Origin of the sequence: Type-D symbiont of Plautia stali (genome assembly GCF_001485335.1) — a bacterium.
In the GTDB taxonomy this organism is placed as follows: domain Bacteria; phylum Pseudomonadota; class Gammaproteobacteria; order Enterobacterales; family Enterobacteriaceae; genus Pantoea; species Pantoea vagans_C.
Window position 1 is genome coordinate 33,874 of sequence record NZ_BBOC01000016.1, and the last position, 21,047, is coordinate 54,920.

The following is a 21,047-nucleotide window of genomic DNA, read 5'->3' on the forward strand; positions in this document are numbered from 1 at the left end:
TCTGCTTTTATTGCCTATTCTTATGATTGCGAGAATGTGATGTTTCATTCAGATATGCAGCTACGCACGGTTCAACTACTGAAAACGTTAGCCCCGCAAGAGGGATACAATTTGACGGCGTTGCCGGATGTGCGCATTTTACGCTCAGATCGTCCGCTGGCGCGTACTCCGGTACTCTACGATCCCGGCATCGTGATTGTTTGCCAGGGCAGTAAGCGCGGTTATTTTGGCGATCAAGTGTATGTCTATGATGAGCAGCACTACCTGGCGGTTTCTGTGCCGGTGCCTTTCACCATGGAGACCGCTGCTACAGCGGAACATCCGTTGCTGGCGATTTACATGCATTTGGATTTTAGTTTGGCGACGGCATTGTTACTGGAACTGGAGCAGCAACACCTTCCGCTTGCGGTGAAGGCGGCACAGAGCATGGTGTCCAGTCCGATGGATGAAACGCTACGTGATGCTGTTTTACGATTTTTAACCGTACTCAACCATCCGCTGGATGCCGCAATACTTGGCCCATCACTGGTGCGTGAACTCTATTATCGTGTGTTGACAGGGGCGCAGGGACAAACATTGCGCGCTGCGCTGACCCTGCAAGGACAATTCGGCAAAGTGGGCAAGGCGCTCCGCCATATTCACGCCTGTTATGCGCAGACGCTGAATTTGACACAGTTAGCGGATGAGGCAGGCATGAGCGTGCCGACGTTCAGTGCGCATTTCAAAATCATCACCCAGCAATCGCCGATGCAGTATGTGAAATCGGTGCGACTGCATCAGGCGCGCATGTTGATGGTGCGTCAGGAGATGACGGCAGCCGCCGCGAGTCATGCCGTGGGCTACGAGAGCGCCTCGCAATTCAACCGTGAATTTAAACGCCTGTTTGGATTGCCGCCAGCAGAGGAGATCAAACGCATGCAGCGCAATTTCGCGGTGCCACCTGCGCAGCAGGCTTCCGCGTTTGTTTCCTCGCATTGAAATTCACGCGGCTGTCTTCAACACCATCACCGCATAGCGGCACATGATATCGGTGGCATTGCTAAACACACAATCCGCCGGATCACCTAACTCAAGGCAATCTCCTGGCTGCATTTCAAACAGGTTATCGCCCTCCTGAAAGCGTAACGTACCCTCCAGCACCCAGATTAACTGGCGACGAGACAGGTAGGAGATGGCAGGCATTGGCACGTCAGTATGCGGCGGGAGTTCAACGCTAACCACATCCAGCGGAATGTCACCCGGCGAAACATGGCGGCGAATGTAACCGGTTTCCGGGTCCTGCCAGACAGGCTGTTGTGCATGGCGCAGCAAAGTGCCGGGTTGAACTTCAGTGAGAGCGATAAGCTGCGACATACTCATAGTGAACGAACCCGCCAAACGCGCCAATGAGGTGGCGGTGGGACTGCTTTCGCCACGTTCAATTTTGTGGATCATGGCGCGCGAGACACCAGATTGCTCGGCCAAGTCGGTTAATGACCAGCCACGTTTCTCACGTTCAATTTTTATGTTCTGACCAATGCGTGCATTGATGTCATCTTCTTTGATGGGCAATTCATCTAACATAATGGATAACTACGATAGTAAACGAAACATCCACTATAGTGACGGGGAGGGCATCATGCAAATACGTGAAGCACAAGAGAGTGATGCAGCAATCATTGCTGAGATCTACAACGACGCGGTGCTCCACACCACTGCGATCTGGAATGATAATACGGTGGATACGGCTAATCGTATCCAGTGGTTAGTGTCCCGGCAGAGGGCAGGATTTCCGGTGCTGGTTGCCCTCGAGGAGCAGCAGGTGATCGGCTACGCCTCCTACGGTGATTGGCGACCTTGGGATGGCTATCGTCATACCGTCGAACATTCGCTGTATGTGCATAAAGAGGGGCGTGGCAAAGGAATCGGGTGCCAACTGATGCTCGCTTTAATCGAACGGGCGCGCGAACAGGATAAACATATGATGATTGCCGGCATCGAGTCAGAGAATCACGCCTCAATCGCACTGCATAAGAAGTTAGGGTTCAGCGATGGCGGCAGGTTAAACCAGGTGGGGTGCAAGTTTGGACGCTGGCTCGACCTGACGTTTTTGCAGCTCCAGTTGGATAAGCGTCATCAGCCTTGATGCGCTTAAGGTAGACGTTAACAGTTAACGCACTTTTAGCGGGGCATTTATCTCCTCATTTTCTGCGCCACAATGCTATATAAATGATAACAATTATCATCAATTGCCTTGTGCTGAGGTCAGGATGCCATCAACAAAACTCACCGCTGACTGCTGTATCGTTGGCGGTGGTCCCGCAGGATTAATGCTGGGATATCTCCTGGCGCGAGCTGGTCTACAAGTTGTCGTGATTGAAAAACATCCCGACTTCCTGCGCGATTTTCGCGGCGATACTATCCATCCTTCAACGCTTGAAATTATGCGCCAACTCGGCTTGCTTGATGAATTACTGGCGTTGCCTCATCAGCGGGCTGAAAAGTTGCAGGCTGAAGTGGCGGGGCAAGAAATCACCATGGCTGATTTCTCTCGTTTGCCGGTAGAGAGCCGTTTTATCGCTTTTATGCCGCAGTGGGATTTCCTGAATTTCCTCGCCCGCAAAGCGGCTGCTTTTCCTGGCTTTACTCTGCTGCAATCCACCGCATTTGCTGACCTGGTCTATGAGAATGGTGCGCTGGTGGGCGTTAAAACGTTACAGGGTAACGAACAGCTAGTCATTCAAACTCCGCTGGTGATTGGTGCAGATGGCCGTAATTCCCAGGTGCGTGCTAAAGCGGGGCTACAAAGCAAAAGCTTTGGCTCGTCACGGGATGTGTTGTGGTTCCGCCTGGATAAACAAACTGGAGATCCTCAATGGGGCATGGGCCATAAAGGCCCCAAGCAAAATTTCATCGTCATCGATCGTGGTGATTACTGGCAGTGCGGTTTTACCATTCAAAAAGGACAGTTTGATGAGTTGAAACACGCTGACCTGGACGTGCTGAAGCACACCATGGCTGAGGTTGCACCTTTCAGTGAGGAGCGAATGGCACAACTGGATAGCTGGGATAAACTCAAGCTGCTTTCGATTCGTATAGATCGGCTTGAGCAATGGTCGAAGCCCGGTGTGTTGTGTATTGGAGATGCCGCCCATGCGATGTCACCAATCGGTGGCGTGGGGGTGAATCTGGCGATTCAGGACGCGGTGGCGGCTGCCAACGTCCTCACCCAACCATTGAAAGACAACAGACTTACTTTACGTGATCTACAGAAGGTCCAGCGGCGGCGACAGTTTCCCACGGTGGCGACCCAGTTTCTGCAAATCAAAATGAGCAGTAATAAACGAAAGCGCAGCACACCCAGCAAAGTGCCGCAGCTCATCAGTCGCTTCCCTTTCTTACGCCACTTGTTTGGCCGTTTAATTGGCTTAGGGTTTCGTACAGAGCGGCCGAAGCATCTTAATTAGAAAATTTTACTTTCTAATCCAGTAAATCCCTTTCCATTTATTGGTAAGCCCTGAATAGCAACAATGCATTCACTGCAGCAGACAGCATCGGGTTGTCTGCGAGTCCGATAAATAGGATGTGATTATGCCTGTTGCCTTACTCGCCCTTGCGGTTGGCGCCTTTGCCATTTGTACCTCAGAGTTTGTCATTGTTGGCATGCTGCTTAACATCAGTCATGACATGTCGATTAGCGTGGCATCGGCGGGCATGCTGGTCACAGCATACGCATTAGGGGTGGTGATTGGCGCCCCGTTGCTGACGCCTTTTATGGTGCGTTTTAAGCGTAAAAATGCGCTGGTCATGTTGATGTTGCTCTACGTCGCAGGAAATTTTGCTTGTGCGGTCGCGACCAGCTATCAATACCTGCTGCTGGCCCGCGTGATTGCGGCGTTGGCGCACGCCTCCTTCTTTGGTTTAGGAGCCGTCGTCGCCACACAATTAGTGCCTAAAGATAAGCAAGCCAGTGCCATCGCTGCCATGTTTCTCGGGGCGACGTTAGCGAATGTATTTGGTACACCGCTTGGTACTTTGATCGGCGACCATTTTGGCTGGCGCAGTACTTTCATGGCCTGTTCAGCCATCGGTGTGTTTGGCGCGCTGGCGATTGTTGTGTTAGTCCCGGATATCAAAAGCGAGAAGCCACAACATTTAAGTACTGAATTTAAAGTATTGCTGCAACCGCAGGCACTGAAGGCATTGCTGATCACCATTCTGGGATTTGGCGGTATTTTCACTGCGCTGACATACATTGGCCCACTGCTGACTCAGGTGACGGGCTTCCCGGAGAGTGCGGTTTCCTGGCTGCTGCTGGTATTCGGTATCGGGATGGTGTTGGGTAATCCTTTAGGTGGCCGTCTTACCGACTTCAGCCTGCGGCTGGGCATTCTGGTGACATCAGTGATTTTGTTGGCCGTGCTGGTTGCGTTGGGTCTGTTTGCGGGTTTCAAAGTGGTCACGGCGATGTTGGTGTTCCTTTTTGGTGCGGCGATGTTCTCTGCGATTACACCGCTGCAGGTTCAGGCAATGCATGCCACCCTGGCTGCCCCAGTATTAGGTTCTTCATTTAATATCGCGGCATTTAATCTTGGCAACGCGGGAGGTGCATGGTTAGGCGGGTACGTGCTGGAGCAAGGGGTTCAGGTCGCTCAACTTCCGCTGGTGGCGGCCGCAGTAACTACCGTGGGGCTGTTGTTTGCCTATTTTGCGCGTGCCGGAGTGGTGGCAAAAAGCGCGCATAATGCACATTGACTTAACGAGGCATTGATCCAAAGATCAATGCCTTATTACAGGGAAGGAAAGCACAGATGGACTTACTGAAAAGTATGGCCGTTTTCATTGAGGTGGTGGATCAGGGCAGTATGACGGCGGCATCCGTGAAATCTGATGTGACGCCGCAAATGGTGGGTATGCATATCAAAGCGCTGGAGCAGCAGTTTGGGGCTAAATTTTTGCATCGCACCACGCGCCATATTGGCCTGACCGAGGCCGGCAAACTGTTCTATCAGCACTGTCAGCAGGTTTTAGGCTTAATCGGCGAAACCCGACAGGTGATCAATCAATTGCATGTGGAGGCGAAGGGATTATTACGCCTCTCTGCACCGGCCACTTTTGGCGCACGGGTGATCGCGCCGACGCTGGGCATGTTCCGCCAACAGCATCCTGGCGTTGAAGTGGATCTTTTTCTCACCGATTCGGTGATGGATTTGCAAGCCGATGAAGTCGAGGTTGCGATACGCATCGGAACCCTACAAGATTTGTCTCTGGTCGCCCGTCCCTTAGGCCGCTACCGGATGGTAATTGCGGCTGCGCCTGCTTATCTGGCCAGGAAGGGAGTACCGTCGCGGCCGGAAGCGTTGGCCGAGCATCACTGTCTGGGCTTCAGATTAAAACAGTCGCAGCGCCATTGGCATTTTCAGCGCGGGGATGAAAAGGTCAGTGTGCGGGTTGATGATTGCATCAGTATCAATCAGGGCGAAGCGCTGCGGCAAGCGGCGTTAGCCGGTGCGGGCGTGATAATGCAGCCGGAAGTGCTGCTGCAGCAAGACTTCGCCAGCGGTGCTTTAGTGCCCTTGCTTACGGAATTCACCATCCCAAATCGTGCCGTGAACATGATTTACCGCCAGGATCGTTTTGCCAGTGCGAAATTAAAGGCGATCATTGATTTTGGTCTGGAACGCTGGCGGATTTAACGCGTTGCGATGACTTAATGCCGCAGACGATAAATATCGGCGAAGTACAGGTAGCCTTTTTTGATCCGCATCTCTTGGAGTCGCTTCTTCTCACTCTCTGTCAGCACATTACTGGCCATCAGCGTATCGATAAACGCCTCGCGCACGTGCACTTCCATGTACCAGTCACCGGTGTAGCAGTTTTTCCACGCACCTTTATCGATGTCTCGGGCTTTGTAGGACGGATTAACGTGAAAGAAAAAGAAGAAATTACACACGGCAAAAATCAGGATGCAGACAACATACTCAATAGTGCCGAAAGAGTCGGAATACATCAGCAGGGCCATGGTCAGGATAAACAGAATCCACATCAGACCGAACAAACCAGGATAATTTTTGATAAACGAGATATCAAAGTAGGGGCGGTCATTACGCTGCTCTTCTACGTTGATTCTGTCCAGCTCAGTTTGTAAAACATCATCCAGTTGATTACGCATTTATTCACCTCAGTGGTTTCCTTATCGGCACAGCTCGCGAGAGTTTACCAGATAACCAGGGTGATGTTGGGCAGGGAGAAGGCGATCGGTTTGACATTGACCTGTCTGCCAGGCAAAAAGAAGCCCGCTAAGCGGGCGGGGTAATTAAACCAAGGAAAAAATTCTCGTAGGCAACGCAGTGCTGTGTGTTGCGTCACTATATTAGCAACGTAGCGCCGTCCGTACAGAAAATGATCGATGATTTAATTTTGCTGATTTGATAAACGTTATATTTGTGACGGGAATGTTATTCCACTGTTTACAAATGCACAGCGAAGCGGCTGGAAAGGGCGATTTTCCCTGCGGGCGTGCCATTGATGTCATGGTAGCACTCAGTGCGACTAAGCGAGTGCTTATCAATTAGCCTGCTAAGAAGCATATCGCCCCGTCACATCAGCCCACCCAACGCGACTGACGAATCACGCTACAAAAATTAAGCGGTGTGAATTGCGGCTGTTTATCCGCGATGACGTCGGCTTTCACGTTACCAAAAGTGGTATCGGGTTTGTGTTTGATCCCCTCGTAAAACGCCTGAATGATCTCTTCTTTAAATTGTGGCGGACGCGGATGCTGCTGAACCACGGCCTCTCGCTCCGCATCACTGAATTGCTGGTAGTTGATGCCCAACACATCCATTTCTACCCCTGCGGTGACCAGTGCAATTTCCGGTGCCATAAATTGTGGGATGCCCGGTGTGGTGTGCAACGCAATGGCGGTCCAGACTTTGTCGATATCCGCCTGTTCCACGCCGTATTGCTGCAGGAAATCGCGTGCGGCGTTCGCCCCGTCCACCTCAAAACGCTTGTCACAACTGCAGTGCTCATGTGTCAGCCCGATATCGTGGAACATGCAGCCGACATATAGCAACTCAGCATCCACCTTCAGATCTAACCGACGGCCCGCCAGCGCGCCCCAGTAGTAAACCCGGCTGGAGTGATGAAACAGCAGATCGGATTCGGTATCGCGAACGAACGTGGTTGCGTCACGGGTCATTGGACTATCTGGGATGGTGATGCCGTTAATGGAAAATTGCATGGTGTGCTCTCCGCTCAGTGAAGTTGCAGCCAGCATAAACCTTGCGCATAATGTCGTTAATCGACTTAATACGACCATACAGGACATTGCGACCTAATCAGACGGGATAACGCATGAATCATCATCTCACCATACTGGCAGTACCGGGCGCACAGCTTCTCGACGTTTCTGGGCCGTTAGATGTGTTTGCTGAAGCCAATCGATTGCTGAATCGCCCTGTTTATACCTTGCGCGTGATGTCTCTGGAGCATACGCACGTTCAGTGTTCATCAGGGGTGCGCTTAATGGCCGACGTGATGCTGACTGACGTCCATCAACCGCATACCTTTCTTATTGCCGGTGCGCCAACTGCCAGTGACATGTTGCTAAGCGCATCACAGGTTGAACGCATCTACCAGCTTTGCAACGGGAGCCAGCGTTATGGCTCGGTCTGTACCGGTGCGTTGTTGCTGGCCCAGACAGGGTTATTACAGGGCAAAAAAGTCACCACGCATTGGGCATGCGCTGAGCGCTTAGCCGCTCAAATTCCCGATGCGCAAGTGGAGGGTGATGCACTTTATGTTGCAGATGGCCCCCTGCGCACGGCGGCTGGTGTGACGGCAGGGCTGGATATGGCACTGCGTCTGGTGGAAGAGGACCTGGGGCGCGAAGTGGCACAGGATATCGCTGCCAACCTGGTGATGTTCTTCCAGCGTCCTGTCACGCAGGCCCATTTTGTCCGCAAGCCGCAGGTGGCCCTGACAGGACGCAGTGCTTTTCAGGAGATGCAACGCTGGGCGCTGGCGAATTTGCCCAGCATTAGCGGGTTAGAGGATCTTGCCGATCATATGCGAATCAGCACGCGCCACCTCGCTCGCTTATTTCGACAGCAGATGGATGTGCAAGCAGGAAACTGGCTGGAGAATGCGCGCATTGAGCAGGCGCGCGCATTGCTGGAAGGGGGGACAATGCCCCTGAAGGCCATTCCAGCCGCTTGTGGTTATCACAGCGCTGATGTGCTGCGCCGTGCGTTTGTGAAAGTCACGGGAATGACACCGTCGGTGTACCGTAAGATGTTCTCTGACAGGCAAAGAACACCCTAGATAGCAGGCTATTCTGGCCAGTTATCCAATACACGTTGACGCACCGCTTCGGGATAACCCTGCGGAAAGGATGCATGCAAATGACGTTGAGCCTGTAAAGTATCAAACACCACTTTAGCGCCCGTGCCTGCGACATATTCTGCTTCGTCATAACACTGGGGCAAGCGAATCACGCGCTGATCGTTAAACACGGCACGGCGGCCAACGGGATGCACTCTCGTCGATAATGCCCATACCACTTCACGCAAATTGGTCGGATCAAAATCATCATCCACAACGTACACTTTCGGGATAAATACCATCGCATCGGTTTTGAACAACACATCGCCAATACGTTGGGCTAATGCCTGACTGCCCATGCCCGGCAAGCGTTCGCGCCAGTCTTCAGGCATCACCACCAGCAACCAGTGGACGGTAGAGTCCTCTGGAATCCAGGCCGTAGTCACTGGCAGTCCGGCTTCGCGCAGGTGAGTGAGTGCATCGGCGGCCAGACCCATGGCCCACAGCGTATGTGATTCATCGCTCGGACGTCCGGTGATCGACATTGGCCAGATGGGATCGTCGCGATGTGTAATGGTTTCAACATGGAAGGTAGGTTGCGCTGACGAGCCTTCTCCGAGATAGCCGCCATATTCTCCGTAAGGGCCTTCCTGACAGTCTCGTTCAATCGATACGTGACCCTCAATGATGATTTCAGCGCTGGCTGGCACATCAAGATCGAGACTGATGGCTTTTACCACCGGGATCGGTTCGCCTGCCAGTGTGCCAATGTAGTCCGCTTCATCGGCATGAGCGGGAATAGGGATGCCAGAAACACAGGAAATGGCGGGTGCCGGGCCTTGTACTAACGCATAAGGCATCGGCTCGCCACGCGCCACCCATTGTGTCCAGATTTGACCAATATGCTGGCTGGGTACGATTAACCCCACCATGCGTTTACCGTCGACTTTCATTACTCGTGCAATCGACCAGTTGACCCACTTGCCATCTGGCGTTTTGACAATCAGCGTACCCCAGGTATTGGCATAGCGGCCGCCATCTTTGTCATGCGCAAAGGGAATAGGGAAGCGGTCAAGATTCGCGGCTTCACCACGCAAAATATTTTGCTGACACTCTGCCTGAGCGGATGCTACGCGCACCGGAGGAATACCCGGTTTACAGCGAGCGGCTGACAGGGCTTCGATAATGTCAGGACCGCTGGATTCAGGCGCTAAACCCAACGACATGGCGACGCGTGCATAAGGCATCTCACGACGAGAGGATAATGCGGCTGGTGCGCCAAACAGGCGAAAACCGGCTGCCACGCCCGTTACGCGATGGAACAACGGGGCAGGAGACTGGATTTCATAGCTTCGGCGGGTGATGGCACTGGGTTCGAAATCACCATCCACTTCACGGTGAACGTGCATAATGTCGCCCATCTCATCAAGCGCCGCGATAAAACCACGCAAATCTTTATACCAGGCCATCCCTCTCTCCCTGTTTCAATACTAATATGATCACGCGATATGGGTTAACGCCCAACACCATCAGTGATATAGTTCGTTGTCGAACTGTTTGTGCTCGAACTATATATTTGGCATTTTAAGGAGTCAAGCGTACCCATGTCACAAAATCCCGACTTAATTATTGCTGCCCCCTTGTGGCCTCAAGGTGATTGTTCGTTAATGCACTTGGTACGACGTGCAGGGCAGTACTCAACATTTTGTTGGTCACAATGCGTGGATACTGGGCTCTCAGCCGTGCAATACGCGATTTTGGTGGTGCTGGCAGAAGACCATGTCTGCGATCAGCAAACGCTGGGTAACCGTGCGGGTTTTGATAAAGCGACGGGGACTTACCTCATCGATCGTATGACCAAAAGTGGGTTGCTTCAGGTGGAAACTGACGCCGGTAATCGCCGGCGTAAGCTGGTGTCGATGACCACGCAAGGGGAAGCCATGCTCAAGCAGATGATCGAGCAAGCAAAAGCCGCCGAACAAATGATTATCGCCAATCTGAATAGCCAGGATATTACGGATTTAAAACGCTTACTGAGCAAACTGGGTGGATTGCAGGAACCCTAAAATGATGCCGCAAACAAAAGATGCTGACCGCACCAGCGATCCGCAACCAGATCTCACCATCGGCTTCTTGCTGATGAAAAGCTTCACATTGGCCTCGGTAGCCGGGCTGGTGGAATCACTGCGCTTTGCGGCGGATGAATCTTTCAGCAGTCGCCAGATCTTCTGCCGCTGGGAGTGGATGACCTGCGATAACCAACCGGTAACGGCCAGCTGTGGCTTGCCGGTTTCACCCACTGCCGATCTCGATTTCGCTAAACAATGGGATTATTTCGTGGTAGCAGGCGGCTTGCTGGAGGAGACGCGTCAGTCACCACAGTGGCTTCTGGAAGCGCTGCGGGCTTTGCACGCACGCAATATCCCGATCATCACACTATGCAGTGGCGCGTTTGTTGCGGGTAACGCGGGATTGTTGGATGGGCGTCATTGTGCGATTCATTTCACTACCCGTAATGAATTCCGTCTGCGTTTCCCGCAGGCGATTCCGGTCATCGATAAAACCTATATCAAAGACGGCGGCATTATCTCTTGTCCCGGCGGGACGGCAATTGATCTGGCCGCCGACCTCATTCGCCAGCATTGTGGCGTGGTGCGCTCGCAAAAAGTGCTCAAGTACTTACTGGTCGAGGAGCCCGCAGCGCCGGTTAAAAAAACGCAGCAGAAGCGATCTCTGCACGAGCCGGACGTATACGAAAATGATCAGGTGAATAAGGTAATTGAATTTATGAAGCACCACCTTGATTCACCGATCCCGCTGGCAGACGTGGCGGAGTTCGCTGGCGTCACTTTCCGCCAGCTCAATTTGATTTTTACTCAATGTACTGGCTATTCAGCAGCGGTGTACTGGCGAAGAATGCGGCTTGAGCGGGCGCGTAAACTGATGGCAGACTCCAGTAACAGCATTAATGCGATTGCCGCCGCAACCGGTTTTGCCGATGCCTCGCATCTTATCGCCTGGTTCCGCAAGAATTATGGCGAAACGCCGAGTTCATTTCGCAAACGTCGGCGTGAGGTTGAACGATTGGTTAAAGAGTAGGGGGCTCTGGCCCCCTCTCGCTTAGCGGGCGTGTTTCGACAAGGTGCGTGCAGCGGGTTGGTGTCCGGTGTTTTCATCCAGCGACGCCGCATCGTTGAGGTTCTGCGCCGCTGTTTCAGGGGCAAGGAACCAGGAGACGAGTAAGCCAAAGAACGTGATACCTGCGGCGATATACATGGTGTGGCCGATACCAATCGTCTGCAGTGATACCGGAACCAGATACGTCCCCACAGCGGCACCAATGCGCGACATCGACGTGCCAACCCCCACCGCTCCCGCACGTATCTCGGTGGGGAAAATCTCGTTGGGATAGACCAACTGCAATACCTGAGCACCGCCAATAAACAGCGCGTATGCGCCAAACATCAGCAGAATGATCATCGATGGCCCATCGCGTAGAGCACCTAACAGCAGCAGTGCGAGCCCTGACCACAGGAAGCTGTGTAGCAACAATTTACGTCGTCCCAGCGTATTCACCAGACGGGTGGCAATGATACAGCCAACCACAAACAGCAGCGTAATCGCGATGGAGCCATAAGATGCCCAGTCACCGCTGAGATGGAGGGCTTCCAGCACCTTCGGGGCAAAGGCATACACCGCAAACACCGGAATCACTGAACAGGTCCAGAAGATGGTCACAAAAGCCATACGTTTGCCATAGCCTGAGTGCAGTAAATGCCCAAATGACAGCTGGTTATTTTCCGCCTGCTCGGGCAAATTCTTCAGACTAAAGTCGGCACCGTAAACGCGGCGGATAATCGCTTCCGCTTCCTGGTCGCGCCCTTTACTGATCAACCAGCGTGGGGATTCGGGCGTACCCAGGCGCACCAAAAACAGCAGTGTGCCAATCACCGCGGTGCTCGCCAACGTATAGCGCCAGGCGTCTGCACCGCCGAAATTGAGGATGGCTTCACCCACCAGGTATGCAGTTGCTGCACCGGCAAACCACAGAATCGTCAGTGTGGCGAGACAAGGTCCACGTGATTTCCTTGGCATAAACTCAACCAAAAAGGCAGTCGCCACCGGATACTCAATCCCGACAGCCACGCCATTCAGGAAACGCAGTGCAAACAACACTTCTCCGCTTTCCACCCACAGTTGCGCCAGCGAACAAACAATAAACAGCGTAGGGCCCACGAAGTAGAGCATTTTGCGGCCCAGACGATCGGTCAGTGCACCGCCAATAAAACCGCCAAAGAAAATACCAATCAAAGCGGATGCGGCAATTAAACCTTCCCAAAAAGAGTTAAGACCCAAAGCCGGAGAAACTTTTGTCATGGCAATGCCAATGATGCTCAGCACATAACCATCCACAAAAGAGCCGCCGCCAGAACGCACCGTTAATAAACGATGGAAACGGCTCAGGGGAACATCTTCAACAGAAATGTTATTGGACATTTATTACTCCTGTCTTTTATGGCGCTGACAAGTCAATTTGCCGTGCACCTGAATCAGGCACGAAGGCAACGCGAGCCTGGTTTCATCAGCGCGCTAAAATGAATATAAACCTGTGGCGATCGTTAAAACGTTATCCAGAACAGATAATAAGATCGTGATGTATTACGCTTTAAGGCGCTAAGTGAAATGCGTCATAAGCAGTTTCCTCCGGTGTAGGGTAGTCGGATAGATAAATTGGCTGCTATTCGTTGTTTTTATTATGGGAGGTGATGTTCCTCCCTTTTATTTATTCGGAAACGTTACGGCTTAAATGTTTGCTCTCAACCAGGCGGGTGGACCACCAGCATACCAGCGAGCCGAGGCTCACCATCGCGGTACCTTGCCAAAACGACATCGTCAGGTGTGAACTCAGGATAAAAGCCGCTAAAACGGAGGAAATAATCGGGATAAAGTAAGACGCTGCCGCCAGCAGAGTCACGTTACCGTGCAGTATGCCCACGTTCCATGCGGCATAGCCAAATCCCATTGCCATGGCGGCCAGTGCCAGGCAGACCCAAACCTGTAGTGATAAAACCAACGGCGGTTGCGGTGACATCAGGAATTTAATCCACAGCGTTAATGCCGTTAAAATAAAGAACAGCGTGATGCCATTACTTCCGTTGGCAATTTTTTTTGTCACCACACAATAAATTGCCCAAATTATCGCACCACTGAACGCCAGTCCGTAGCTTAAAGGATTATCCATCACGTTACGGGTGATTTCAGCGAATGAGAACCCCTGGTCGCCGCCCAAAACACGACAGATACCCGCTACGGCCAAAATAACGCCGGGGATAATTAAAGGGCTGACTTTTTGCCTGTTAACGATCACCGCCAGCACAATCGTCATACTTGGCCATAAATAATTTACCATCCCGACTTCAATCGCCTGACGACCGTTATGGGTAAAACCCAGTGACAGCGAGAGGCACAGTTCATAACAGACAAATAACGCGCTACCGATGTACAAATAGCTGCGTGGAAACTTACGAAGATCCGGGAAGCCCACGGTAAATAACAGCAACAGCGCACTGCAACTGTAAATCAATGCTGCGCCTGCAACCGGGCCAAAACCTTCACTGACACTTTTAATCAGGCCAACAATTGCACTCCATAACAGGATGGCAATCAAACCAATGAGCGTCGCTTTTTTCTGGGGCATAACCCACTACCTCGTTTGGATTTACTGTCCACCCTCAGGGGGGGAACACAGACCTGTTAAATTCAGGTTAAAACCAGCATCAAACTATGCCGCCTGATGCACAGTGTAAAGACGTTAAAAAGGGCAATAGTCAGGGAATGTGATCGCTCTCTTAAATCGTTTAGAAAATTATTACGTCAATAAAAAATACATAAGCATATGAAAGTAATGATGTAAATAATCCGATCCTGTAGGAATCTCCCATCAAATCGTATTTCCTTTGTATTTTTTAAGTATACAAAAAAGTCTCACCAATTGACCTCACTGCGCGCCTTGTGCAAATTTTTAACAAACGCAACCTCACGGCGTTGCACATGGTCCTGATTTCACCCTGGAGAGTCTGATGATGACATTTGAAGGTATCTACACCCCCGCGATTACCCCTTACGCTGCAGATGGCAGCATTGATTTCGCTGCGTTTGCCAACGTACTGGAGTCACTGATTGAAGCGCGGGTGCACGGCATTATCATTGGTGGTTCTACCGGTGAGTATTATGCACAAAGCGCAGAAGAGCGTCTTTCACTGGTTGAGCACGCACGCAAAGTGATCGGCAACCGCCTGCCACTGATTGTGGGCACCGGTGCTATACGAACAGAAGACGCCATCGTGTTTGCCACTCATGCCCGTGACCATCAGGCCGATGCCATTCTGGTGACCTCTCCTCCTTATGCCTTGCCAACCGAAATGGAAAATGCGCACCATGCGCTGAGCGTGGATAAGGCCGCGCAGTTGCCGATCATGCTCTACAACTATCCGGGGCGTATGGGTATTACCATGGGTGAAACCTACTTCCGCGAAGTCAGCCGCTCGAAAAACGTCGTGGCGATTAAAGAGAGCTCCGGTGATTTCAATAATCTGCACCTGCTGGCCTGTCAGTTCCCTAACATTGCGCTGTCGTGTGGCTGGGATGACCAGGCGCTGGAGTTCTTTGCCTGGGGCGCACGCAGCTGGGTATGCGCCGGTTCTAACTTCATCCCGCGTGAACATGTTGCGCTCTATAACGCCTGCGTGGTGGAGAAGGATTTCGATAAAGGTCGCAAGATCATGGCCGCCATGATGCCGCTGATGAACTTCCTGGACGGGGGCAAATTTGTGCAGTCTATCAAGCACGGTGTTGAGTTGTCGGGGCTGAAAGCGGGTCCAGTGCGTGCTCCTCTGCAGGCATTGAGTGAGGAAGAGCAAGCGCAGTTGCAGGCGGTGATCGCCGATGTGAAACGTAATGTCGCCGCGTTTGCCGTGCTGTAAGGAGTGCGCATGAAACAGGTCCAAACGCTTAGCGATGTTGTCAACATCGCGCGCGAGTTGCGCTTTCCCCATCAGGCCTTCATTGACGGGCGTTTCACCGCGTCTCAATCCGGCCACACGCTGGAAACCACTAACCCAGCAACCGGTGAGGTGCTGGCAGACATTGCCGCCTGTAACCGTGATGACGTCAATGTGGCGGTGCAGGGCGCGCGGCGCGCATTTGAAGCAGGAAGCTGGAGCCAACTGCACCCTGGCGAGCGAAAAGCGGTCTTGCTGAAGTTAGCGGATTTACTGGAAAAGGAAGTCACGCAGCTGGCGGTAATGGAGAGTCTTGATAGCGGTAAACCGGTCAGCGAATGCCTGGCCGTAGATGTGCCGGAGACTATCCATGTTATCCGCTGGCATGCGGAAGCTATCGACAAACTTTACGACCAAACGGCCCCGGTGGGTAGCGCGGCAATGGCGATGATTGTGCGTGAACCTATTGGTGTGGTCGGATGCGTGTTGCCGTGGAACTTCCCGCTGTTGATGCTGGCATGGAAAATCGGTCCGGCCCTGGCCGCAGGGTGTTCCGTGGTGGTGAAGCCAGCAGAACAGACCTCACTGACGGCGCTGCGCGTGGCCGAGTTGGCGTACGAAGCGGGCATTCCTGCCGGCGTGCTGAATATCGTTACCGGCACGGGCAAAGACGTGGGTGAGCCGATGGGCTTACATCCTGATATTGATATGGTGAGTTTCACCGGTTCGACTGCCACCGGACGCCGGTTCCTGCGCTATTCGGCGGAGTCCAATCTGAAAAAGATTGTGCTGGAGTGTGGGGGTAAAAACCCGGCGCTGGTGTTTGAAGATGCTGAGGAGCTGGCGAGTGTAGCGGCCAATGTGTTAAGCGGCGCATTCTGGAATATGGGTGAGAACTGTTCTGCGACATCGCGTCTGCTGGTGCATGAAAATGTCAAAGACAAGCTGTTGGCATTGATGGCCGAGCAGTTGGTTGCATGGCGTATGGGCAATCCACTCGACCCTGAAAATCGCCTTGGCACGATGATCACCACCGAGCATTTCTGCAAGGTTAGTGATTACCTGAAAACCGCACGTAAAGAAGGATTACGCGTTATTCAGGGCGGATTTACCGATCGCGGTATTTACGTGCAGCCGACCATTGTTGATGGTGTTACGCCGAAAAGCGCACTTTTCCGCGAAGAGATTTTTGGTCCCCTGCTGTGTGTCACCACCTTCAAAACGGAAGCGGAAGCTATCGCATTAGCCAACGATACAGATTACGGCCTCGCTGCCTCGGTCTATACCGGTAAGTTAAGTCGCGCGATTCGCGTGTCTCGTGCTGTGCGCGCGGGTACGATAACGGTTAACTGCTTTGGTGAAGGGGATGCCACCACGCCGTTCGGCGGGTATAAGCAGTCTGGTTTTGGCGGGCGTGATAAATCCGTATTTGCGCTTGACCAGTACACCGAGTTAAAAACCATCTGGATCGATGTTCCTGCCGAATAATTTCTTATCCGCCTGCCAGAGATGGCAGGCATTCTGCCTGGTAACGCATTGTTATCCTTCATGACCTGGATGTGTGATGCGCGTAAGAATGCGATCAATATGCTGTGATTATTTTTGCTGTATACACACTTTTTTCTGTAGGTTAAGCAGGAGTTGAGTGTGTTTATTCATCACAGGAGGTCACATTGAGATCGGGAAAAGCCGCGTTATATGAAGATTTAAAACGCCTTATTTTGACCATGGAACTGGACCCTGACGAACTGTTAGATGAAGCCAGCCTGACCGGGCAGTACGGTTTGTCCCGCACGCCCGTGCGTGAAGTGTTCCAGCGTTTAGCCGGTGAAGGCTATCTGGAGATTGTTGAGAAACGTGGTGTCCGCGTCATCCCAATGAGCCACTCCACACTGCGCAATTTTTTCCTGGTCGCGCCGATGATTTATGCCGCAACCGGCCGCCTGGCGGTGCAGAACGTGAAACCTTCCCAGTTAAAGTCTCTTAAGGAAACGCAAAAACGCTTCCGTAAAGCCGTGCAAAGTCGCGACGCAGAAGCGTTGGCACTGGAGAACAACCGATTCCACGAAATTATGGGCGAAATGGCGGGCAATCCTTATTTGCAGCCCAGCCTGGGTCGCTTACTGATTGACCATTGCCGTATTGGCCACACGTTCTTCCGCCCGCAGAATGAAGATATGGAACGCCGTTTGCTGCTGGCAGCAGAACATCACGATGCATTTATTCAGGCCATAGAAGCGCGCGACGAACAGAAGGTGGTCGATTTAGTGTTCGAGCATTGGGAGTTGTCACGCGAGAACATGGAAATCTTTATCGCGCCGCAGGGGCTAACGGCGGATGATTTGGTGCAGTCTTCGGAAGGGAATAAGCGCTAAGCGTTGACATGTTTTAAACAGGTGCGCGTTGATGCGCACCGCTACACGAATCCAGTAACGCTTATTCGTTGCCCCACTGGTTTAAAAAGTTAGCAATCTCATCGATTCGCCGCGCTTCAATACCCGCTTCAACGGCCATCTCCTGCTGTGACTCTTCGCTGATCTCTTCGTTATTCGACAGACGCGTGAGTAACAGCTGGAAATAGTGCGCCAGTGCTTCAAATTCTGCTTCACTGACATCATATTCTGATTCCGATGCGTACTCTTCGGCGATGTCATAATATTTCAGTGCTATTTGAGGTCTCATTCTTCGCTTCCCAATTTAGACTTTAAGCATCTTAACGGCGGCATCGATGTCGATCTCATCTTCCGTAAAGATTAAGGTTGTGCCCTGGAAGGTGGTCACCGCCAGTTTTTTCACGGAGCGCATCTCATCAGGTTTCACATCCGATTTTGGCTTGATATTGTTCATCAGGATGCCTACAGACAGCACGGTGTTTTCTTTATCAATACGAGTATCAACCGGCTCTTCTTCGCTGTATACCACGAAGGATTTGATCGACGTGAGCTTGAGGCGTTCGCCAGCAATAAAGATGTATTTGCTGTCCGGGATGACTTTCACCGCAAAGGCGGATAGGCCTTTGTTGTTGGTGGTGGGTTCGAATGTCACCGCCGCATCTTTCTTGATCAGATCAGGGTTGGCGACCTTAATCACATGAAAATAACGGTTATCACCGTTTTCATCTTTGATAAATCCAAAACCCTTTTCTTGAAACCAGGTTGTGATTGTTCCGTTCATCGCCATTACCGCCTACTTAATCGTTTATTTGCTCAATTTTTTGCAGCGCGCAGTGTAATGCACAATGCGCGCGCAGACTATGCCTTTGCGCTAAGTCTGGACGAGAATTTTGTGGAGTGCGAGTGAAGGGGTAAATTCGTGGTTCGGCGCAAAATGGGGTATCATCCGCAGCCACTTTCCAGCCGGGCAGCCAAATGTCACCCATCCTCGATACTTTCATTGCCCCGCCTTGTGATGAGCAGATTGAAACGCTTTATCAGGATGAGCATCTGTTGCTCATCAATAAACCCAGCGGACTGCTGAGTCTGTCAGGGAAAAATCCGCAGAATCTCGATTCGGTGCATTATCGGTTAGTGAAGAGCTTCCCTGGTTGTACGCTGGTTCATCGGCTTGATTTTGGTACGTCAGGTTTAATGGTGATTGCGCTCAACAAGGCCATCAATGCTGCGCTTTGCCAGCAGTTTAGCGCGCGAACCGTGACCAAAATCTACAGTGCCTTACTTTACGGACATCTTGATGAAAACGAAGGGGTGATAGACGCACCAATCGCCAAAGATCCCGCACTGTTTCCCTTGATGTCGATTTGCCCGATTAACGGCAAGCCAGCACGCTCACGCTATCAGGTGGTGGAACGCTTCACGCATAAGGCAGAGGACGGGGCGTTAATACCCTTGACGCGGGTGCAACTCTTTCCGGAAACCGGACGCACCCACCAGTTGCGTATTCACTGCCAACAATTGGGGCACCCGATTTTAGGTTGTGACCTGTATGGCGGCCTTCAGTTTCCGGGAACGGAACGGACACCGCGTCTGATGCTGCACGCCAGTGAGCTGCATTTTGTGCATCCCATCAGCGGTGAGTCGATCAACGCACGACATGGCAGCCCGTTCTGACCCTGGCAACTTGATTACCACATTAAATCATCAGGCACTTTGAAATCGGCGTACGGGTCATCTTCATCCTGCACGTCCTGACTTACGACACTGTTCAAGACAATACTTTCGGCATCGCGTTGGGCAATTTTATCGGCAACGACCGCTGGAATAATCGCGTACTCGCTTTTACCGCTGCTATCCGTGACCAGGCGCGCAATGGCCAGACGACCATTAATCAGCTGGGTTTGTGTCAGCTTATCGACCGCGATTTTTTTGATGAGATTATTGTCGGTGAAGTTGAAATCAATGCTGCCTTTGGCGACGGTGATGCGGTTCATCTCAATCAGTTGCTTCACCTGAGCTTTATACTCTTTGGTTAACACTGCCTGCTTTTGCTGTTCGCTTAACTGCTTATCACGCTCAACTTGCGCTTTTTTGTTCTCTTCTACCGCCGCTCTGGCTTCGCGCGCCTGCACGCGTGATTTCTTCGCCGTTCTCTGGACCTTTTCCATTTTTTTGCTGGAGACCAGTCCTGCTTTAAGCATCTGTTCTTGCAAGGTGAGTTTTGTCATCTTCGTCTCTAAACCCGTGAAAACCATCGCCGGATTATACCCGTAATGCGGGGCGCGATCACTTCAAGCAGGGGATTAACGCATCAATAACGCCACTAACGCCAGCAAAGCCGGGAGCGCCTGCACAAAGAGGATTTTGCGGCTGGCGGTGGCAGCACCAAAAATTCCGGCGATCACTATGCAAATGAGGAAGAAGTAACTGACAGGCAAACCGCTTTCGCCCAGCCATAACCCCCAAAGTAAACCTGCTGCCAGGAAGCCGTTATACAACCCTTGGTTAGCGGCGAGAACGCGTGTTGAGCGGGCAAAATCTGTGCTGAGTTTAAACGCTTTACGACCTGTATTGGTTTCCCATAAAAACATTTCCAGCACCAAAATGTAGATATGTATTGCGGCAACGATAAAGATAAGGATGTTTGCTAACACGGGAAGTCCTTTTATCAGAATTCATGATGCTGGATTATAGATGATGTCATCAGTTTACTGTTTTTCCGCCGATCATTTCTCTCCTGGGGCGCACATGGGATATATTTGAACCGTTATCCTAAAAATTTCTTTGTAACAGGTACTCTCAGCAATGGCTTTGATCCCCAAAAACTACGCGCGGCTGGAAAGCGGCTACCGCGAGAAAGCACTGAAAATCTATCCGTGGGTATGTGGACGCTGTGCGCGCGAATTTGTCTATTCCAACTTGCGCGAACTAACCGTTCACCATATCGATCACGATCACACCAATAATCCCGAAGATGGCAGCAACTGGGAGTTGTTGTGCCTGTATTGCCATGACCATGAACATTCGAAATACACCGAAGCAGACCAGTACGGCACCACTGTGGTGGCGGGAGAGGACGCGCAGAAAGATGTTGGGGCGGCGACTTACAATCCTTTTGCTGATTTGCAGTCAATGCTGAACAAGAAGAAGAAATAACGCCAGTAAGGCTTACGCCAGAACCTTTCCTGCCTGACAGGATAAAGGGTGGTGATGGGCCTTGATGCACCATTAAGCACTCCTCCCGGTCCCGCCTGCACGCCATCACCTGCGATAACACCGTATCCTGCCATCACTCTCATTCATTTTTGAGATCAACTACGCATCCTTGCACGGATCGCGTTGACAA

General features: G+C 51.9%; 23 protein-coding genes. 13 read left to right on the forward strand and 10 right to left on the reverse strand.

Features of this window, described 5'->3' with window-relative positions:
* Positions 1-39: 39 nt before the first annotated feature.
* A complete protein-coding gene (locus PSSD_RS07345) occupies positions 40-978 on the forward strand; it encodes an AraC family transcriptional regulator (protein WP_058970326.1) in 939 nt (312 codons plus the stop codon).
* Between the two features lie 3 nt (positions 979-981).
* Here PSSD_RS07345 and PSSD_RS07350 read toward each other — a convergent pair whose 3' ends face one another.
* The gene (locus PSSD_RS07350; RefSeq protein ID WP_058970259.1) at positions 982-1,563 is read right to left on the reverse strand and encodes a helix-turn-helix domain-containing protein; all 582 of its coding nucleotides are present in this window, start codon (positions 1,561-1,563) and stop codon (positions 982-984) included.
* 55 nt (positions 1,564-1,618) lie between these two features.
* On the opposite strand from PSSD_RS07350, the gene PSSD_RS07355 reads away from it, so the two are divergent.
* The 4 genes from PSSD_RS07355 (at position 1,619) to PSSD_RS07370 (ending at position 5,675) form a co-directional block, all read left to right on the forward strand.
* Positions 1,619-2,125 (forward strand): GNAT family N-acetyltransferase, encoded by a 507-nt coding sequence (locus tag PSSD_RS07355; protein WP_058970261.1) that lies wholly within the window; start codon positions 1,619-1,621, stop codon positions 2,123-2,125.
* 124 nt (positions 2,126-2,249) lie between these two features.
* The gene (locus PSSD_RS07360) at positions 2,250-3,446 is read left to right on the forward strand and encodes an FAD-dependent oxidoreductase (RefSeq protein WP_058970264.1); all 1,197 of its coding nucleotides are present in this window, start codon (positions 2,250-2,252) and stop codon (positions 3,444-3,446) included.
* A gap of 124 nt (positions 3,447-3,570) precedes the next feature.
* Positions 3,571-4,734 (forward strand): MFS transporter, encoded by a 1,164-nt coding sequence (locus tag PSSD_RS07365; protein ID WP_058970266.1) that lies wholly within the window; start codon positions 3,571-3,573, stop codon positions 4,732-4,734.
* Between the two features lie 56 nt (positions 4,735-4,790).
* Complete coding sequence (locus PSSD_RS07370; protein WP_058970267.1) at positions 4,791-5,675, forward strand: LysR substrate-binding domain-containing protein; 885 nt, start codon at positions 4,791-4,793, stop codon at positions 5,673-5,675.
* A 14-nt stretch (positions 5,676-5,689) separates the two neighbouring features.
* On the opposite strand, the gene PSSD_RS07375 is transcribed toward PSSD_RS07370, so the two are convergent.
* Complete coding sequence (locus PSSD_RS07375; RefSeq protein ID WP_058970269.1) at positions 5,690-6,151, reverse strand: YlaC family protein; 462 nt, start codon at positions 6,149-6,151, stop codon at positions 5,690-5,692.
* A 432-nt stretch (positions 6,152-6,583) separates the two neighbouring features.
* Positions 6,584-7,225, reverse strand: coding sequence for an HD domain-containing protein (locus PSSD_RS07380; protein WP_058970271.1), 642 nt, complete (start codon positions 7,223-7,225; stop codon positions 6,584-6,586).
* A gap of 113 nt (positions 7,226-7,338) precedes the next feature.
* On the opposite strand from PSSD_RS07380, the gene PSSD_RS07385 reads away from it, so the two are divergent.
* Positions 7,339-8,307: a GlxA family transcriptional regulator gene (locus PSSD_RS07385; RefSeq protein ID WP_058970273.1), complete on the forward strand. Its 969-nt coding sequence runs from the start codon at positions 7,339-7,341 to the stop codon at positions 8,305-8,307.
* Between the two features lie 8 nt (positions 8,308-8,315).
* On the opposite strand, the gene PSSD_RS07390 is transcribed toward PSSD_RS07385, so the two are convergent.
* Positions 8,316-9,776, reverse strand: coding sequence for a UbiD family decarboxylase (locus tag PSSD_RS07390; RefSeq protein ID WP_058970275.1), 1,461 nt, complete (start codon positions 9,774-9,776; stop codon positions 8,316-8,318).
* Positions 9,777-10,028: 252 nt separating this feature from the next.
* Here PSSD_RS07390 and PSSD_RS07395 point away from each other — a divergent pair, with 252 nt between their 5' ends.
* Both PSSD_RS07395 and PSSD_RS07400 read left to right on the forward strand, forming a co-directional pair.
* Positions 10,029-10,373, forward strand: a complete 345-nt coding sequence (locus PSSD_RS07395) for a MarR family winged helix-turn-helix transcriptional regulator (protein ID WP_235589198.1) — start codon at positions 10,029-10,031, stop codon at positions 10,371-10,373.
* A 1-nt stretch (position 10,374) separates the two neighbouring features.
* Positions 10,375-11,406, forward strand: a complete 1,032-nt coding sequence (locus PSSD_RS07400; RefSeq protein WP_235589199.1) for a GlxA family transcriptional regulator — start codon at positions 10,375-10,377, stop codon at positions 11,404-11,406.
* A gap of 21 nt (positions 11,407-11,427) precedes the next feature.
* On the opposite strand, the gene PSSD_RS07405 is transcribed toward PSSD_RS07400, so the two are convergent.
* Complete coding sequence (locus tag PSSD_RS07405; RefSeq protein WP_058970278.1) at positions 11,428-12,804, reverse strand: MFS transporter; 1,377 nt, start codon at positions 12,802-12,804, stop codon at positions 11,428-11,430.
* Between the two features lie 286 nt (positions 12,805-13,090).
* The gene (gene yddG, locus PSSD_RS07410; protein ID WP_058970280.1) at positions 13,091-14,005 is read right to left on the reverse strand and encodes an aromatic amino acid DMT transporter YddG; all 915 of its coding nucleotides are present in this window, start codon (positions 14,003-14,005) and stop codon (positions 13,091-13,093) included.
* Positions 14,006-14,387: 382 nt separating this feature from the next.
* Here yddG and PSSD_RS07415 point away from each other — a divergent pair, with 382 nt between their 5' ends.
* The 3 genes from PSSD_RS07415 to PSSD_RS07425 all read left to right on the forward strand — a co-directional run bounded on the left by PSSD_RS07415 (position 14,388) and on the right by PSSD_RS07425 (position 17,683).
* On the forward strand, positions 14,388-15,290 hold the full coding sequence (locus PSSD_RS07415; RefSeq protein WP_201023806.1) for a dihydrodipicolinate synthase family protein: 903 nt from the start codon (positions 14,388-14,390) through the stop codon (positions 15,288-15,290).
* Between the two features lie 9 nt (positions 15,291-15,299).
* Positions 15,300-16,796 carry an aldehyde dehydrogenase gene (locus PSSD_RS07420; RefSeq protein WP_058970282.1) on the forward strand — a complete coding sequence of 499 codons (1,497 nt, stop codon included), beginning with the start codon at positions 15,300-15,302 and terminating at the stop codon, positions 16,794-16,796.
* A gap of 185 nt (positions 16,797-16,981) precedes the next feature.
* Positions 16,982-17,683 carry a GntR family transcriptional regulator gene (locus PSSD_RS07425; RefSeq protein WP_058970284.1) on the forward strand — a complete coding sequence of 234 codons (702 nt, stop codon included), beginning with the start codon at positions 16,982-16,984 and terminating at the stop codon, positions 17,681-17,683.
* 61 nt (positions 17,684-17,744) lie between these two features.
* On the opposite strand, the gene PSSD_RS07430 is transcribed toward PSSD_RS07425, so the two are convergent.
* Together PSSD_RS07430 and PSSD_RS07435 are read right to left on the reverse strand one after the other, a co-directional pair.
* Positions 17,745-17,990 carry a DUF2543 family protein gene (locus PSSD_RS07430; RefSeq protein ID WP_058970286.1) on the reverse strand — a complete coding sequence of 82 codons (246 nt, stop codon included), beginning with the start codon at positions 17,988-17,990 and terminating at the stop codon, positions 17,745-17,747.
* Between the two features lie 15 nt (positions 17,991-18,005).
* Entirely contained in the window at positions 18,006-18,488 is a 483-nt protein-coding gene (locus PSSD_RS07435) for a cold-shock protein (protein WP_058970288.1), read from the reverse strand.
* A 188-nt stretch (positions 18,489-18,676) separates the two neighbouring features.
* Here PSSD_RS07435 and PSSD_RS07440 point away from each other — a divergent pair, with 188 nt between their 5' ends.
* Positions 18,677-19,375 (forward strand): RluA family pseudouridine synthase, encoded by a 699-nt coding sequence (locus PSSD_RS07440; RefSeq protein ID WP_058970290.1) that lies wholly within the window; start codon positions 18,677-18,679, stop codon positions 19,373-19,375.
* A 14-nt stretch (positions 19,376-19,389) separates the two neighbouring features.
* Here PSSD_RS07440 and PSSD_RS07445 read toward each other — a convergent pair whose 3' ends face one another.
* Together PSSD_RS07445 and PSSD_RS07450 are read right to left on the reverse strand one after the other, a co-directional pair.
* Entirely contained in the window at positions 19,390-19,929 is a 540-nt protein-coding gene (locus tag PSSD_RS07445) for a DUF2058 domain-containing protein (protein WP_039332356.1), read from the reverse strand.
* 75 nt (positions 19,930-20,004) lie between these two features.
* The gene (locus PSSD_RS07450) at positions 20,005-20,355 is read right to left on the reverse strand and encodes a DUF1304 domain-containing protein (protein WP_058970292.1); all 351 of its coding nucleotides are present in this window, start codon (positions 20,353-20,355) and stop codon (positions 20,005-20,007) included.
* Positions 20,356-20,506: 151 nt separating this feature from the next.
* Between PSSD_RS07450 and yajD the strand changes: the two genes are divergently transcribed.
* Positions 20,507-20,857 (forward strand): HNH nuclease YajD, encoded by a 351-nt coding sequence (yajD, locus tag PSSD_RS07455; RefSeq protein ID WP_039332287.1) that lies wholly within the window; start codon positions 20,507-20,509, stop codon positions 20,855-20,857.
* The last annotated feature ends 190 nt before the right edge of the window (positions 20,858-21,047 follow it).